Source organism: Labrys sp. WJW (genome assembly GCF_001676615.1).
Taxonomy (GTDB): Bacteria; Pseudomonadota; Alphaproteobacteria; order Rhizobiales; family Labraceae; genus Labrys; species Labrys sedimenti.
Map to the genome: position 1 here is coordinate 18,299 of NZ_LYXZ01000013.1, position 15,825 is coordinate 34,123.

At 59.3% G+C, this 15,825-nt stretch carries 16 protein-coding genes; 9 read left to right on the top strand and 7 right to left on the bottom strand.

Annotated elements, in window-relative coordinates; translation table 11 throughout:
• Nucleotides 1–16 precede the first annotated feature (16 nt).
• The 4 genes from BA190_RS36785 (at nt 17) to BA190_RS07825 (ending at nt 2,744) form a co-directional block, all read left to right on the top strand.
• The gene (locus BA190_RS36785) at nt 17–328 is read left to right on the top strand and encodes a hypothetical protein (protein ID WP_245314617.1); all 312 of its coding nucleotides are present in this window, start codon (nt 17–19) and stop codon (nt 326–328) included.
• 261 nt (nt 329–589) lie between these two features.
• A complete protein-coding gene (locus tag BA190_RS07815) occupies nt 590–1,102 on the top strand; it encodes a hypothetical protein (RefSeq protein WP_245314618.1) in 513 nt (170 codons plus the stop codon).
• The gene (locus tag BA190_RS07820; protein ID WP_068284958.1) at nt 1,099–1,788 is read left to right on the top strand and encodes a hypothetical protein; all 690 of its coding nucleotides are present in this window, start codon (nt 1,099–1,101) and stop codon (nt 1,786–1,788) included. Before BA190_RS07815 ends, BA190_RS07820 begins: the two co-directional genes overlap by 4 nt.
• Nucleotides 1,789–1,844: 56 nt before the next feature.
• A complete protein-coding gene (locus BA190_RS07825) occupies nt 1,845–2,744 on the top strand; it encodes a bacteriophage abortive infection AbiH family protein (RefSeq protein ID WP_068284960.1) in 900 nt (299 codons plus the stop codon).
• Between the two features lie 215 nt (nt 2,745–2,959).
• On the opposite strand, the gene BA190_RS07830 is transcribed toward BA190_RS07825, so the two are convergent.
• From BA190_RS07830 to BA190_RS07855, 6 genes are all read right to left on the bottom strand, one after another.
• Nucleotides 2,960–4,249 carry a CapA family protein gene (locus tag BA190_RS07830; protein WP_082979552.1) on the bottom strand — a complete coding sequence of 430 codons (1,290 nt, stop codon included), beginning with the start codon at nt 4,247–4,249 and terminating at the stop codon, nt 2,960–2,962.
• 67 nt (nt 4,250–4,316) lie between these two features.
• Nucleotides 4,317–5,162 (bottom strand): transporter substrate-binding domain-containing protein, encoded by an 846-nt coding sequence (locus tag BA190_RS07835; RefSeq protein ID WP_068284961.1) that lies wholly within the window; start codon nt 5,160–5,162, stop codon nt 4,317–4,319.
• A 32-nt stretch (nt 5,163–5,194) separates the two neighbouring features.
• Nucleotides 5,195–6,331 carry an alanine racemase gene (alr, locus tag BA190_RS07840; protein WP_068284962.1) on the bottom strand — a complete coding sequence of 379 codons (1,137 nt, stop codon included), beginning with the start codon at nt 6,329–6,331 and terminating at the stop codon, nt 5,195–5,197.
• The gene (locus BA190_RS07845) at nt 6,321–7,052 is read right to left on the bottom strand and encodes an ABC transporter permease (RefSeq protein WP_068284964.1); all 732 of its coding nucleotides are present in this window, start codon (nt 7,050–7,052) and stop codon (nt 6,321–6,323) included. Before BA190_RS07845 ends, alr begins: the two co-directional genes overlap by 11 nt.
• Nucleotides 7,053–7,063: 11 nt before the next feature.
• Nucleotides 7,064–7,723, bottom strand: a complete 660-nt coding sequence (locus BA190_RS07850; protein WP_068284965.1) for an ABC transporter permease — start codon at nt 7,721–7,723, stop codon at nt 7,064–7,066.
• A gap of 13 nt (nt 7,724–7,736) precedes the next feature.
• Entirely contained in the window at nt 7,737–8,522 is a 786-nt protein-coding gene (locus tag BA190_RS07855) for an amino acid ABC transporter ATP-binding protein (protein ID WP_068284966.1), read from the bottom strand.
• A 400-nt stretch (nt 8,523–8,922) separates the two neighbouring features.
• Here BA190_RS07855 and BA190_RS07860 point away from each other — a divergent pair, with 400 nt between their 5' ends.
• The gene (locus BA190_RS07860; protein WP_068284968.1) at nt 8,923–9,876 is read left to right on the top strand and encodes a LysR family transcriptional regulator; all 954 of its coding nucleotides are present in this window, start codon (nt 8,923–8,925) and stop codon (nt 9,874–9,876) included.
• 389 nt (nt 9,877–10,265) lie between these two features.
• Here BA190_RS07860 and BA190_RS07865 read toward each other — a convergent pair whose 3' ends face one another.
• Nucleotides 10,266–10,952: a hypothetical protein gene (locus tag BA190_RS07865; RefSeq protein ID WP_068284970.1), complete on the bottom strand. Its 687-nt coding sequence runs from the start codon at nt 10,950–10,952 to the stop codon at nt 10,266–10,268.
• A 372-nt stretch (nt 10,953–11,324) separates the two neighbouring features.
• Here BA190_RS07865 and BA190_RS07870 point away from each other — a divergent pair, with 372 nt between their 5' ends.
• The 4 genes from BA190_RS07870 (at nt 11,325) to bcsA (ending at nt 15,791) form a co-directional block, all read left to right on the top strand.
• Nucleotides 11,325–11,699, top strand: a complete 375-nt coding sequence (locus BA190_RS07870) for a hypothetical protein (RefSeq protein WP_068284971.1) — start codon at nt 11,325–11,327, stop codon at nt 11,697–11,699.
• Between the two features lie 291 nt (nt 11,700–11,990).
• Entirely contained in the window at nt 11,991–12,215 is a 225-nt protein-coding gene (locus BA190_RS07875) for a GapR family DNA-binding domain-containing protein (RefSeq protein WP_068284973.1), read from the top strand.
• Between the two features lie 514 nt (nt 12,216–12,729).
• Nucleotides 12,730–13,596 (top strand): cellulose biosynthesis protein BcsN, encoded by an 867-nt coding sequence (gene bcsN / locus BA190_RS07880; protein WP_068284975.1) that lies wholly within the window; start codon nt 12,730–12,732, stop codon nt 13,594–13,596.
• Nucleotides 13,593–15,791, top strand: a complete 2,199-nt coding sequence (gene bcsA / locus BA190_RS07885) for a UDP-forming cellulose synthase catalytic subunit (RefSeq protein ID WP_068284977.1) — start codon at nt 13,593–13,595, stop codon at nt 15,789–15,791. The genes bcsN and bcsA overlap by 4 nt, the downstream gene beginning before the upstream one ends.
• The last annotated feature ends 34 nt before the right edge of the window (nt 15,792–15,825 follow it).

Sequence of the window (15,825 nt, forward strand, 5' to 3'; positions counted from 1 at the left end):
GGAAATCCTGTGGCTGATGGAATCTGTAGTTACCGCGTTCAAGGGGCTCAGCGCGGGCGACGCAGCGATCCAGGAAAAGTACTTCAACAAGATCGTCATCGAGCTGCGTAATAAAAAGAAGGGCCAGACAATTGAGCAGGTGCTCGCATGGCTCTCTACGCTGCACGGCTATCTGTCCTCGCCGACCGGCGGTGGCGTCCGTCACGGCATAGACCTCAAGAGCGGCATATCGGTCAATGCGGACGAAGCCCGGCTCTACTGCAACCTGATCCGCAGCTATGTGACCTTTCTGATGTCCGAACACGAGCGAATGACCCGGAGCAGCTAGTTTTTAGTTTTTCGCCCGATCAGGGCACAGCCGCGTTTTTGTCCGCAGGGTGCTCAGAGAACGGATCAGATTGGCAGGACAATGGTCCCCAATGTCGAATATCGGGCCCTTCGCTACCGGCCCCTCAGCGTCAGCGCCCTACTGGTTTCTCTATCGGTCAATTGGGGCCGAGGAGAATTCACATGGGCAAGTTTTGGTTTCGTGTTCCTGCGGGCGAGGTCGGTTTTCCACGCCAGAGGTATTTCATGATAGATGAATGTTATGAGGGATTATTTGCAGGAAATACTTACAGTTTTCGCGGCTGCTGTGCGAGCACTTCTGCAGGATAAGGATCTTGCCTATGCGGATCCTGCCGAGCGCTCGCTTGTCGCTCGGATTCGGGATCTCCTGCATGGGGAATATGCCGGCTGGTCAATCGATTTGGAATGGAATCGCCGCGAGGACGTGATCAAGCGCCTTCGCTATGACCTTAGCGATGACGAGTTGATTGGTAAGGATGCGATTGTCCCTGACCTCATCGTACATCGGGTCGGCAAGCGTGAAAATTTGCTCGTCGTCGAGATCAAGAAGTCGACCAACAAGGACTTCGGTGGGGACATCTGGAAGCTCAAGGGAATGACGGAACAGGCCGGGGCTTACGGGTATCTGGTTGGGCTTCATCTGGTGATCGACGTGAAGGCGGGAATCGCGCCGCGTTGCGACGTCTATGTCGACGCGGCGTTGGACGACGAGTTGACAGAGTGGATGCGCGCTGAGCTGGGGAAAGCAGGGTGACTGGAGATCCCGTCGAGATCGTCAAACTGCTCGGTCGCTTTACCGGGCCGGATTTGACGCGGACATTATCGAGCATCGAGGGTGCGGTGCGAGGCGTGTCGGCCGGCGATTGCACGGGCTTCCTCGCGAATGCCGGGGCTGGCCGCGAGGTTCTTGCAGCCGCGGCCGGCATGAAGCGGCTCGCCGGACAGATCAATGTCACAATCCATGCACTCGGCATTCTCATGTGCCTGCCACATATTCTCGAACCGGACGAGCGCGTCGAATCTGTGTCTCTCGGTGCGGGAAATACCGGTCGCGATTTCGATCTGGAGACGAATGTTCGGGTGGCCGAGTTCAAGTTCATTCAGTGGAGAGGCGGTCCAGAGACGATCCGTCAGAATTCGGTTTTCAAGGATTACCTGCTGCTTGCGGAGCATCCAACGGCGAAGCGCAAGCACCTCTATTTGCTCGGAACAGAGCATGCGATCAGGTTCTTACGTGGTGGTCGCGCGATGTCGAGCGTCCTGAGCAGAAACGCCAAACTGCAGAGGATGTTTACGGAGCGGTTCGGAGAGCGCTTCCGGACGGTCGGCGAGTATTACGCGGCGCACGCCAACGCGGTTCAGATCGATGATGTTTCGCCCTGGCTTTCGGAATTGGCGGGGGAGTTGATCGCGGAGCCGGATACGGAGATTAGCGATTGAAGAGCAGCGCAAATGAGCGAATGCGTTGGCGAACGGGAAAACACTGAAGGGCTGGGATGGGGAAAACGCTTTACATCATCGGAAACGGCTTCGATCTCCACCACGGAATTCCGTCATCCTATAAGGCGTTCGGAGAGTATCTCCGGCGGTCGGATGCCAAGACCTATGATGTCGTCGAGAAATACTTTTCGATGGATGCGCAGTTTTGGGCCGAATTCGAGGATCGGTTGGCCTCTTTCGACAGCGATTCACTGATTGAGGACGCATCCAACTTTCTGGTCGGATACGGCGCCGACGATTGGAGCGACGCATACCACCACGATTACCAGTACGAGATACAACAAGCGGTCGAGGCGATCTCGACGACGTTGCGGTTGCGCTTCGCCGAATGGATACGCCAGCTACCTGTGCCATGGGCCGCTGAGTTCAGCGGGCAGCGCGTTCCGGTGGATCGCTCGGGGCTCTTCTTGAATTTCAATTACACGCCGTCGCTACAACGATTGTACGCGGTTCCCGACATCAACGTGTTGCATATCCATGGAGCGGCCGCGAACCCAACGGAGACGTTGGTGCTGGGCCATGGATGGGAGCCTGTTCCAAACCTGGATCCCTACCGCTTCGAGCAGAATCCGGAGGATGCGGATATGCGTGTCGTCGAAGGGCAGGGGATTGTCGACGACTACTTCAAGGACACGTTCAAACCCACCGCCAAAGTCATCGAGAAAAACGCAGCCTTCTTCGCGGGGCTGTCGGATGTCGATCGGATTGTGGTGATGGGTCACTCGGTGTCGGAGGTTGATCACCCGTATTTTGAGGAGGTCCTCGCGAATATCGACGTCAACTGGGTGCGCTGGAAGGTTAGCTACTACGGGGATCTCGAAGGGCTGCGGAAGCGCGTGGAGTCGCTGGGTGTGCCGGCTCATCTGACGGAATATGCCTTGCTGGATGCGTTTTGAACTATTGAAGAGCTTTGAGATTGGAAGGGAATAGGTTTGGCAAAGACCGTCCCCGAGCGGACATTCCAGACGCTGGCTGTGGGCCAGAAGGCTTTTGTTTAGAGCCACGCAAATCACTGCGATTGGGTCGGATGCCGAACGTCGGCTTTCCCAGTTCCTCCCGCCAGAACCTGACGTTCCGCTCTCGGCCCCTAAGCGGACAGCTGCAACTGCTCTCAGGTCAGATGCTGGATTTTCGATTGGTGGGCCTCCCCATTGTCTGAGGAGTGGCAGCATTGACTTATCGTCCCATGATTGCCTTCGAAAGAAATCGACACTCCGTGTACGCGTGAGCGGACCGCGAGATCCTCGATCATCTCAGTCGCCAGCGCCGTTGGCGCAGGAACGGGCACGATGCGCTCGTGATAGTTTCGTGCGTCTAGCTTCTCACCGCCGATTACGATGGGATGGAGATCGATCGATTGGAGCTGAGCGTCTGCGTCGAAGCGGCATGTTGCGACCACGCTCTTCCAAACCTCCGGCGCACTCCACACCACCTCGCCCTCATTGAGATGGAACAGGAAATTGCCGAGCCCGTAGAAGATCGGTGCATGACGATAGATCTCTATGGGCTGCAGCACAGGAGCGCCGTGGCTGACGAACACACCCGCACCCGCATCGATGCAGATGCGTGCGAACGTCTGGACCCATGCCGGGACATCACGCCAGCTTGGCTCCCAGTGGTGGTGGTGGAGATAGGCTATGACGAAGGCACCCTCCGCGACGGCCCTGCGGATCGCTGACAAATGGATCTCCAGGTTGGCTTCGTCCACGAGGATCCTGCGCCTGTTTTCGGACGCGCGGCGAAAAATCGTGCCATAGAAATCGATGTCGCCTGCTGATCGTAATTCAGGTGGATCGTGGGGCTGGGCATAGTTGCCCCGTTCCATGGGACTGCTCTGGAACATTGCTTGAATGCCACTCAGGGCATCAAAGCTCGACCCGTCCACCTCGAATACCCTTGAAACCTCAAGCCCATTCACGCCGGGCCGCGCGGGTCTTCGGTCCGTTGCATCGGCGGCATACATCGTCGCCGGCCCGGGCCCTGCATCGATCGCGATGAGCGCCACCGACCTCTTGCCGAAGGTCTTGATCCCGGGCCGTCGCGCCTCCGATAGATCGGCGCCGATACCGGCATGAAGGAAGTCCCTGGCCGTAACCTCTTCGAGGGTGGACAGGATACCCGGCGGGCCAAGATCAAAAGCATGGTTGTTGGAGAGCGCCAGGGTATTGAATCCGATGTCCTTCAACGCATCCAGAACCACGGGTGCCGAGCAGCCGAAATAACTTCCCTTCATCGGCCAGCCACCGTGCCGGCCGAATATTGTGGTCTCGAAGTTCGTGAAGGCGATATCGGCTCGCCGGATCAACGACTTGATCGCGGCAAACCCCTCGTCGGGGACCTGTCGAACATCATGATGAATCAGGGATTGCCCGGTCAGGGCGAGCGTGAACGGCGAAGACATGACTGCGTACCGTGGAATGAATTCGGAAAGGGAGGCCCTCAGGGCGCCGGAAGACGAGGGGAGGCAGTCACTTTCCGGCCTGCGGAGAAATATCCACGCCGAACCATTTCAGACTGATCCTGCCGAGCGCCCCGTCTTTGGTGCTTGCCTCAATGGCCTTGTCGAACGCTTCGATGAGATCGGCGTCCTCCTTGCGAAGGCCGATCCCGACACCGGGACCCCATGTGCCTCCGGAAAGCTGGGGCCCGAAGAAGTCGACGGCCTTTCCTTCCGGCGTTTCCAGGAACTGCTTCCAGACGAGATAGTCTCCCAAACCGCCGTCGATGCGCTCGGATGTGAGATCGAGCTTCAGATTTTCCTGGCTGTCATAGCTGCGCACCTGCGCTATATCGCCGAAGAGCTCCCGGACGACAGCCTCCGAATTCGAGGATCGAAGCACGCCGAGCGTCTTGCCCGTCAGGCTTTCCTTCAGCTTGCCGATGAGCGCCTTCTTTTCCGCGTCGATGTCCGTTAGATCAAGCTTGGCCTTGGTATCGCCGGGCGGCAGGCCAAGGTCGCGGCGCATGACGATCTGGTTCGGCCCCACCGCATAGGGAACGGAGAAAGCGATCGATTTCTTGCGCTTTTCCGTGATCGACATGCCGGCGATGATCGCATCGTACTTCTTGACCAGAAGGCCGGGGATTATGCCGTCCCAATCCTGGGCGACGAAGGTGCACTGCAGCTTCATGCGCGTGCAGAGTTCATTGCCCACATCAATGTCGAACCCGGCAAGCGCACCATTTGCGTCGATATAGTCCCAGGGCGGCGAAGCTCCTTCCGAAGCGATGGTGATCGCCTTACTCTCCTCGGCACGGGCAACGCTGCTGGCGAGCAGGATTGCCAGAACGGCCAAAGCCAGATGTCGTTTCATGGTGTTCCCCTTCTTCTTGGTTCGGTTCTTGATTATTCGCCGAGGTGTATCCGCCGCAGATTCTCGCGGAGGCCGCAGGCGGCACCCGTTTCGTCCGTGTCCCAGGCAGATGCGAGGTCCTGCAGCGTGATGCGCTCGGTACCCGCTGCGCCCAGCAGGATCGCCTCGTCCCCAAGCTCGGCTTCGGGAATATCGGTGACGTCGACGCGAAGATGTTCGAGATGGACGGGCGGCACGATGGAAACACGCCGCCCCCTGACCAGCACCGCGGCCTTGGCCCCGGGATGTCGCGGCACGCCGTGTCCCCAGCCGATGCCCAGCACCGCCAGGCGCATGGCCCCATGGTATCCTGGAAGGTACGGTGGTGCGCCCATGCTGTCGTCGCTCGCCTTGAGTGCGACGATGCGCGCTTTGATCGCCGACAGGGCAGGGCGGATGAGCAACCCTCGGCGACCCGCACAGGCACCGATCAGTCCGAAAAGGAGCGCGCCGGGATCCACCGCATCCATGTCGAACTCGGGATGGCGAAGCAGGCTTTCGCTGCTCGACACCATGACCGTCGCGGGACGGCGGCCTGTCGCCTCGATCCCCTCGAGAAGAGGGGTGAGGCGCGCAACCTGCTCTTGCGCCGAGGCGCCAGCCTGGCCGAATTCGCTGAGATGGGCATAAAGACCCTCGACCACGATATTGGCCTGCGACGCGCACAGATCGATCAGAGACCGAAGGCCAGAGGGCGCCACTCCCGCGCGCCAGAAACCCAGATCCACCTTAACGAAGATCTTGAGTGCCGCTCCGGTCGAAAGCCAGCGGCGCAGATCCTCCTCGCCGGAAATCGAAATCGTCAGATCGAGCTCCCGGACAAGCTCGATGGCATCCGGGCCAATGCCCGGATACATCAGGATAGGCTTTCGCGGCGCCGCCTTTCGTACCGCCAGGGCATCGGCGATCGACACGACGCCGAAGGCATCGACGCCTGCTGCGGACAGGAGGCAGGCCACCTCTTCCGCCCCGCATCCATAGGCATCCTGCTTGAGACAGGCGATGATTTTCGTGTTCGGTCCGATCGCCGCCCGGATGGCGCGGTAGTTGGAGGCAATCGCCGACAGATCGATCTCGCGCCAGGCGGTCTCGCCGAGCTGAAGCGGACTTTGGTGAGACCTATTGTTCATGGGCCACCTGCGCGAGGGCGACCCGGCTTGGTTCGGACTTGGCCCGCGGCGCACCGTTCAATCGCGTTTCCAGCAGGTGGAAAGCACCGGTCAGCACGAATGTCAGGCCAAGATAGAGCAAGCCGGCGGCGATGAAGATCTCGTAGGGCGCGAAGGTCTCTGCAACCAGCTTTCGCGACAGCCCTGTGATTTCGAGGAGGGTTACCGTGCTGGCGAGCGAAGTTGCTTTCACCAGGCTGATGACTTCATTGGCGTAGGAGGGGAGGACACTTCGAAAGGCGATTGGAAAGATAATCCGGCGCTTGATCTGCAACGACGACATGCCAACAGATTGTGCCGCTTCGACCATGCCGGGGGCGACGGCCTGGATCCCGCCGCGGAAGATCTCTGTCGTGTAGGCGGCGCCATTGAGCGAGAAGGCAAGCAGGCAGCACCAGAAAGGATCGCGCAGCACAACCCACAGGACGCTCGAGCGGATGAGGCCAATCTGGCCGAGGCCGTAATAGACGATGAAGAGCTGCACGAGCAGTGGCGTGCCACGCAAGACATAGGTGTAGGCAAGCACCGGCAGCGACAGCCAGCGCCGCGACGACGCGCGCATGAAGGCCAGGGGCACCGAGAGGATGAGGCCTGCCAGGAGCGACGCGAATGTCAGGAGAAGCGTCAGCGGAATGCCGCCGGCGAGCGTGACAGTGCTGGTGAGGAGGAGTGCGATATCCATGGTGGAACGCCTCACCGCCCGGAAACGGCGAAACGCCGTTCGAGCAGGTTGAAGATCACCAGTGCGAGGCTGGTGAGCGTGAGATAAAGGGCGGAAGCGGCCAGATAGAAGCTCAGCGGAGCCCGCAACGAGCCCGCGCCGATGGCGGCGACCCGCATGATATCCGACAGCCCGACGATCGAGATCAGCGAGGTCTCCTTCACCAGGGAGATCCATTGGTTCGCGAGCGCCGGCAGGGCGATGCGCAGCATCTGCGGCAGGGTGACGAGCAGCCAGGTCTGCCAGGGATGCAACCCGAGCGAGCGGGCTGCCTCGATCTGTCCCTGCGGTATGCTGAGCACGGCGCCTCGGAAAATCTCCGCCGTGTAGGCGCCGAAGACGACGGTGAGGGAAACGACGCCCGCCAGGAACGCATTGACCTCGACATAGCGGCCGAAGAAGGCGCTGATGGCGACCGTGCCCCCGAAATAGATCAACAGGATGATGATCAGTTCGGGTACGCCGCGAATGATGGTGGTGTAGAAGCTGATGGTGAGGCTCATGGCCTTCCACCGCGACAACCGCCCGGCTGCGGCGAGCAAACCGAGCGCCATGCCGAGCACGCCGCTGACAAGCGCCAGCATTATGGTCGTCTTCAGCCCGTTGGCGAATTGCCCGGCAAATCCGTCCATGCGCGAAACCCCTTTATCGATGGGAGGCAAGAAAGCTGCGAAGCCGGCTCGAAGCAGGCGTGGAGAAGAATTTCGAGGGGACGCCTTCTTCCTCGATCAACCCTTGGTGCATGAAGGCGACCCGTGTCGAAACCTGCCTCGCAAAGGCTAGTTCGTGGGTGACGATCACCATCGTGCGCCCTTCCTCCGCCAACCCGGCGATAACACGGAGCACCTCGCCCACCAGTTCCGGATCGAGCGCCGAGGTCGGTTCATCGAAAAGCAGCACGCGCGGTTCCATCGCAAGCGCTCGGGCGATCGCCACACGTTGCTGCTGGCCGCCGGAAAGATGGCGAGGATAGGCGTCCGCCTTGTCGGAAAGCCCGACCTTGGCGAGGTAATGACGCCCGAGATCGGCGGCCGCATTGCGCCGGATCCCTTTGACGAGGATGGGACCTTCCTTGACGTTTTCAAGCGCTGTCTTGTGCGGCCAGAGATTGAAGTTCTGGAACACCATGCCCATCGAGGCCCGAATGCGCCGGACCTGCCGATGGTCGGTGATGCTGGGTTGGCCGCCCTGCTGCGATGCAACTCGGATCGCAAGCTTCTCGCCGTTGACCCAGATATCGCCGCGGTCGGGCACCGTCAGGAGGTTGAGGCAGCGCAGAAGCGTGCTCTTGCCCGAGCCGCTGCTGCCAAGGATCGAGAGAATTTCACCTGCTCGGATGTCAAGATTGACGCCACGCAAAACGTCGTTGCCGCCAAGCCGTTTTTCGATCCGCTCGGCACGGATGCCGTGCGTCGGAGCCTGGTGAAACATCGGTGCACTCTGCATCAGGCGCTCCACGCTGGAGGCGGCGTGCCGCCGATACGGGGCGCGGGGAATAGGGGACGCGGCAAAGGCTTTGCTGCACGCATGGGAGCGGCACCATCCTTTTGATTTCTGTTGTCGATGTGTAGGACGCCCCTTTGTTCCGGCGGCGCGGAGCACCTTCGGAACTGCGTCTCGACCCCACAATTGCCCGCCTGCTTTCCGAGATCAATTTATAAGCGAAATTATTTTCTGATAAGTTCAGCTAATATGCAGTGCCATCGCTTCATGCCGAATAGCCGTCCGTAGCGGTGCGAGGGACAATTAGGTGGCGCGAGATCGGCATTGCCATATAAGTTTATCTTCGTAAGGAAGGGCGGCAATCGGCCAGCCGCGCGGAAGCCTCGTCATGGTGGAAATCTCAAAGACGGGCATTACGCTCCGCCAGCTTCAGATCCTGCGCGAGGTCGTCAGATCGGGCTCGGAGCGCAGCGCTGCCAAGGCGCTTGAAATCACCCAGCCGGCCGTCAGCCAGCAAATTCGGATCTTGGAGGGCCTGCTCGGCTTGCAATTGTTCGTGCGTGACAAGGGGCGGCTTGTTCCGACGGCCCACACCATGATGCTTTTTCGCGACACCGACGCCACCTTCGTCCAAATAGAAAGGATCACCAAAACGGTTGCGTCCCTGAAGGGGGTCGATAGCAACACGATCGGCATCGCGGCGCCGCACGTTTTCTCGCTCAGACTTCTTCCCGAGGCTTTCCGCCAGCTGCGCTCACGCCAACCGGTGGCAGGGATCGTTCTCAAGTCGGGCACGTACCCTGAGGTGGCGGAGCATGTCCTCGAGGGACGCGCCGACCTCGGAATTGCTCGACTGCCGCTAGACGGCAACGTCTTCGACTGGTGTCCGGCGACCACCGCGACCAATGTCTACATTTTCCCCAGGGGTCACCGGTTCACTCAAAAGGACGTCATCCGGCCAGAAGATCTCGTAGGAGAACCGCTCGCGGATGTCGGACCCGGGATGCAATCCCATCTCATGAATGAGAACGCCATGAGATATATGGGGGCGGAACCGCATCTGGCGATACAGGTCGATGTCATCGGCCAGGAGGTCAATTTTGTCGCCGCCGGTCTCGGTATCTCGAGCAGCAACACCTTTGCCGCCAGCCAGTTCGCGTCGTTCCCCGTTGAAGTCCGCCCTTTCGAGCCGAGCGCCCTCTATCACTATGTCGTCTTCTGGCAAAAGGGACGCAGGCTCGGAGCCCTGCTCGAAGAAACGATCAAAGTGTTGGTCGAGTGCTCACAGGCCGACATGGAAGATCGTGAACAGGCCAACATTTGCCCACAAGGCGCCCGATGATCACTTCAACTCTCAATTGACGATGGATATATACGCGCCATGCCTTAATGAACGATCCATGCGCTCTTGAGGTCGTGACCTGTTGACCAGGCGGTGGAGGTATCATGTCGATATGGCCCAAGCTGGCCGGGGGGCACTCTCACATTAACGGGCATGCGAGCGCTGAAGGGTAGTCAGCCCTGTTCGTCACGAGCGGTGCAGACGCGTGCAACTTCCAGCCAAGTGGCCATCGCGTCGGCCTGCCGTGTTCGATACCGGCCTCAACTCAGCAAAGTGCGACGCGAAGTCGTTCATTCCGTGATGCTGCCTCCAACCGTGCTCCACAAATGTCGGGAGTTTTGCAAAAAGAGCCCTGCCCAATCCGTTCGACCGTCCTCGGGAGGGCAGAATTACAAGCCCTCGGAGTTTCCTGGCCAAACCTTGCCACTCATCCGGATCGAGCCTCCTAGATAGGCATTCCCGTCTTGCATCGTGGCTATGGGTACACACCCGTCCTTTAATGTTGCCGTTTCACCGAAGCCGGTGAGGCACAACAGATCATTTTGAAGGGACCATTTTCCCAATCTTATATCCGGCTGTGGTGATCCGAAGTCGGCTATATTTGCATGAGCGACGCCATCCGCCGATAGATAGAGCTTCAACATCCGGGAGGTATCGCGATCGCTTACCACAATCGTCTGACCCGAAATTCCCATGATTGCCTCTCTTCCGCTACGCAAATCATGCGGGTTTTCCGAAAGAAGTTTTCCTTTCAGAGGGTCGTCAGCAATGAAACTCAGGTTGATTGCGCTGTCTTTGCCAATTGCGATTTTGGCACACCCCCAATCGGCCGGCACTCCCTTATCCAACGGGGAAAAACACAATGCCCCGTCCTGTGACGACCATCGGTTGAGCCCCATGACCTCGGGTGGTCTCCCACCCCAAATCAGAGCTGCGAGGCTCATTCCGTCTGGACGCAGGTAAATAGCCATTGTCCCGAAAGGATATTGGATTTCGATGGTCTTGCCGCTCACTTCACTGGCTACAGGGGCCGGAGTTTGGGCCTGCGCAGAGACGGTAAGGAGCATCGCCAGCATAAGACCAAGCCACCGGCAAGACCGCCTCTGAAAACATCGCTTCAAGCTTGCCTCCTTAACCCGTTTCTTTGATCCCGCGCCCTTGCTTCCCATAAAGCCCGATTGAAGCATCACTTCTGCAATTGAGTTTTGCAACAATCAGTCTCGATGGTAGCGGCCAGCGGCCGTCGTTCTGATCCGGCCCCATTGTTGGACGGCCTTGAGGCTAAAGTTTACGGCCTCTCCGCCGCACTCCCCAAATTTTGACCGCCCGGATGCCGGCACACTGGACCAGCTCAATACCGGTCCGGGAAAGGGCGATCAGATCCAACGGGCGAAGGCAAACATCGCGCGGCTGATCGAGGAGATCTTCACGCATACCGGAATCCGGCAATGAGCGACCAGGAAGAAGGCGCGACCAATAGGCCGTTCAAAATTCCGAAGAACCGGCCGGGCATTGGAAACCTGAGTGAGATGCTGGCGTCCGCCAAGATTGCCGGTCAGGAAATGGGTGTCGACGTGCCCACGATCGTCAGTGGGGCAGACGTCGTAACGGAACCCCGGTCCCCAGAGGTAGCTCCGCGTCGCTCCGCCCCGCAAGGGCGCGAGGCGGCTCCCAAGAAGACCCGCAATGAGCGTCGCGAGATGCGCTTGCGTTTGAGCATCGAACTGATTGCTCGGGCGCGTCACCGCTGCGTGGACGAGTCGGCGCATTTCAGCGACCTGATGGAACGTGCGCTCGAACAATACCTCAAACGGTCAATTTGAGCTTGAGCCTCGCGTGCGCGCGCGAGAGCGAGAGAAATCCATACAGGCAGTTCAGATGGCTAAGCTTAACAAGACAGATGGTGAGAGCGTCCCCGCTCTGGAAAAGGGGCGAAAGTTGCTGCGATTGCAGGTCGATGCGCCGCTACTTCGACGAATGCAGCATCATTGCATCGATAAGGATCTGCGGATTGGCGAGGTCGTAGTTGCCGCCATCGAGGCGTATCTCGGCCGAACGGAGCAAGACCCGGGCACATTAAGGGCTCGTCCCGAGAACATTAGATAGGCACCCCAATGAGCACGAACGGACAATTGAAAGCGTACATAGAAAGGCTCCAAAACAAGGAAGCCGAGATCAAGGAATTGAACGACGAAAAGTCTGAAATTTTCCAAGAAATCAAGAAGGAGGGATTTGACATTCAGGTTGTCCGGCAGGTGCTGGCGATCTTACGCAAAGGCGAAGATAAGTATCGAGAACGCGAGACGTTGGTCGATACCTACCTTTCCCAGATACGTTGATCGTCAAGGTCAAGAGTGCGTCGGACATATTGTGTTGGTTGGGCAGCTGACCCGATCAACGGACCAGGCAGAGCGAAGACGGTTGCTCGCAAAATTTAACGTCAGTCGCACTGGCTTGAAGCGGGCTGAACTTGTTTTTTGCGCGGTCGCTAACAGATAAAAATAGGATTTTCCACCTGAAATGCTTTCTATGCATACACAGGCACCTGAAAATCTATAGAGATCTTGATCATTTTACGGCATAAATAAGACATTTCCTTAGGAAAGATTACGAAAGGTAATATATAAGGTAAGTAAAGATATTGACGTGGACGTTGCGATCGTTATTCATTATGGAATTGATTCTTCGATTGCATGAAACGGCTTGTCCATGAGGTGTCTTGCAAATACCGGGGGATTATCCCGCCGGATAGCGGTGCCTCCCTCGAAAAATCAACGAATTTGGCCAGCCGAACAGATCCGAAAGATTAGCCTTTACACTGGCAAATTGGCAATAGTGCTCTGGATTGGAGCGATGCTTGGCCTTTCCGGTTGCAGTTCCCCGCGCTCGGTGGTTTCCGACACAAGTGCAGTCACGCTGGTGCCGCCAGAGGCGGCCTTCGCCTCCCTGGGGCCGGGGGCGCCGCCGGTAATCTCGATCGTCCAGACGACCTATGCCAATGCGACGCGCCAGGCCATCGCGCTCGCCACCGATGGAGCCGCGCCGGGACAAAACGAATTGCGGGTCGATGTTCTTGGCATCAGCAATTCGATTGCCGGTGTGGAGGACAGGCTAGCGGACCGACCGCTCAATGAAGAACAACTCGCCGGCGAGGCCCAGACGGCTCTGCCGGGAGTGCCCATGCGCCGTTCGCTGACCTATGTCCAGAATCAGTATGGACCCTTCGGCTATGCGCTCGGCCGGGCCGCCCGCGGTGAATTGTGCATCTACGCCTGGCAGCGCATCGCAACCCCGGATCTCGACGTGTCCCTGTTCAACCGGCGCGCCACCGTCTCCATCCGTCTTCGCCTGTGTCGTCCCAATGCGACCGAGACCAACCTCGTCGCCGCCATGATGGGCCTTAATGTCAACGCATCGCTGTCGAGCGGAAGTTGGTCACAGGCGCCGCGCCCCCTGTCCCCGGATATCGGAGCCGCCGGCGCGCCGATCGGGCCCTCGCCTCTGTCGGCAGCGCCTCCGCCGGCGGCTCCCGCCGCGGCGGTCCCTCGCCGCAAGCGGGCACCTATGCGCGCCGGGGTATTCGCCTCCCCACCACCTGTCGTGGCCCCGGCTGCCACCGGCGTTGCCATTCCTCCCCCTCCCGCCGTGCAAGCTGGCACCGGTTCCGCCGCCGTGCCGCCGCCCGTGATCCCGGCTCCTCCCCAGGGGACACAGCCATGACAAAAGCTCTCGTCGTCTTGTTCTGGTTGCTCACCTCTCTTTTCGTGCTGGTGCTGGTAACCTTGCCGATCAGCCAGCAGACCCATCTCATCGCGGGCACCACCGTGGTGATCGCGATGGCGCTCCTCAAGGCGGTCAAGCCGACCGGGGTCTGGCGCTTGATCGCGCTTGCCCTGGGAACATCGATCGTGCTGCGCTACGTCTACTGGCGCACCACCAGCACGTTGCCGCCGATAAACCAGCCCGAGAATTTCATTGTCGGGCTGATTGTCTATCTGGCTGAAATGTACTGCGTCGCCATGCTGGCGCTGTCGCTCTTCGTTGTCGCCACGCCGCTTCCGTCACGGGTGGCGCCGCGCCTGCGCGACGATGAACTGCCGAGCGTGGATGTCTTCATTCCCAGCTACAATGAAGGGGCAGAACTTCTGGCGGGAACGCTCGCGGCAGCATTGGGCATGGATTATCCGCCCGACAAACTGCATGTCTATCTCCTCGATGACGGCGGCACGGAGCAAAAACGCAACTCGAAAGATCTCCAGGCGGCAATGGAGGCCCAGCAGCGTCATGCGCAGCTGAAGCGCCTATGCGAGGAATTGGGTGCCAACTATCTCACCCGTGCCCGCAACGAGCATGCCAAGGCCGGCAACCTCAACAACGGCCTCGCCCACTCCTCCAGCGACATCGTGGTCGTCTTTGACGCCGATCACGCTCCGGCCAGGGATTTCCTGCATAGCACCGTCGGCTTCTTCCGGGATGATCCGAGCCTGTTCATGGTCCAGACGCCGCACTTCTTCCTGAACCCGGATCCGATCGAACGCAATCTGCGCACGTTCCAGAAGATGCCGTCCGAGAACGAGATGTTCTACGGCATCATCCAGCGCGGGCTCGACAAGTGGAATTCCTCGTTCTTCTGCGGTTCAGCGGCGGCTCTTCGCCGCTCCGCTCTGGAGGCGACCGAGGGTTTCAAGGGCCGCAGCATCACGGAGGACTGCGAAACGGCGATGGAATTGCATGCGCGAGGCTGGCACAGCATCTATGTCGACAAGCCTCTGATCGCAGGCCTGCAGCCGGCGACATTTGCCAGCTTCATCGGCCAGCGTTCGCGTTGGGCCCAAGGCATGGTGCAGATATTGCTGTTCCAACGTCCTTTCATGAAGCGCGGCCTCAAGATCTCCCAGCGCCTTTGCTATATGTCGAGTATTCTATTCTGGTTCTTTCCCCTGGCGCGCCTCGTCTTTCTCGTCGCCCCGCTTTTTTACCTGTTCTTCAATCTTGAGATCTTCGTCGCCTCCGGCCAGGAGTTTCTGTCTTATACGCTCTCCTACATGCTGGTGAACCTGATGATGCAGAACTATCTTTATGGTTCGTATCGTTGGCCCTGGATTTCGGAACTCTACGAATACGCTCAGACGCTCTATCTGCTGCCAGCACTAGCATCGGTCATCATGCACCCGACCAAACCGACCTTCCGGGTGACGGCCAAGGACGACTCCGTCCAGGAAAGCAGGCTCTCTGAAATAGCCTGGCCGCTCTTCGCCTTTTTCTGCGTGCTGATCGCCGGCATGGGCATGACGGTCTTCCGCCTGATCGAACAGCCCTACAAGGCGGATGTCACCTTGGTGGTCGGCATGTGGAACCTGCTGAACGTTCTGCTGGCCGGCTGCGCGCTCGGCGTGGTCTCGGAGCGTGGCGAGCGCCAGTCGAGCCAGCGCGTGAGGGCGGATCGGCGTTGTGAGTTGATACTCGGCGATACTGTCATTCCGGCGATGATCGAGAATGTCTCTACCAATGGTGCAGGCATCAGCATCGTCGGAGCCGTCAAGGGTCTCGAGCGCGAGAGCCTGTTGCGGATCCGCTTTACCCCATTGTCGCGATTGGACGGGAGGCCGGAATTGCCGGTGGTCGTTCGAAGGGTTAGTGCCGGCGCCGGAAGCACGACGATAGGAGTGCGCTTCCAGACGTCGGACCCGATCCATTTCCGCCTCGTAGCCGATCTCCTCTATGCAACGTCCGACCGTTGGACGGCCTTCCAGGCCGCCCGTCGCTACAATCCAGGCATCTTACGCGGCACCATCTGGTTCTACGCGTTGGCCCTCAAGCAAACGGTGCGCGGCCTGATCTATCTCTATCGTGCTTCCGTACCGGCCAGGGCCGATTCCCCGGCGCCGCAACAAAGGGCGGGAGAGCCGACGTGAGAGGCCTGATCTTCATCCTGGTCGCAATGGCGCT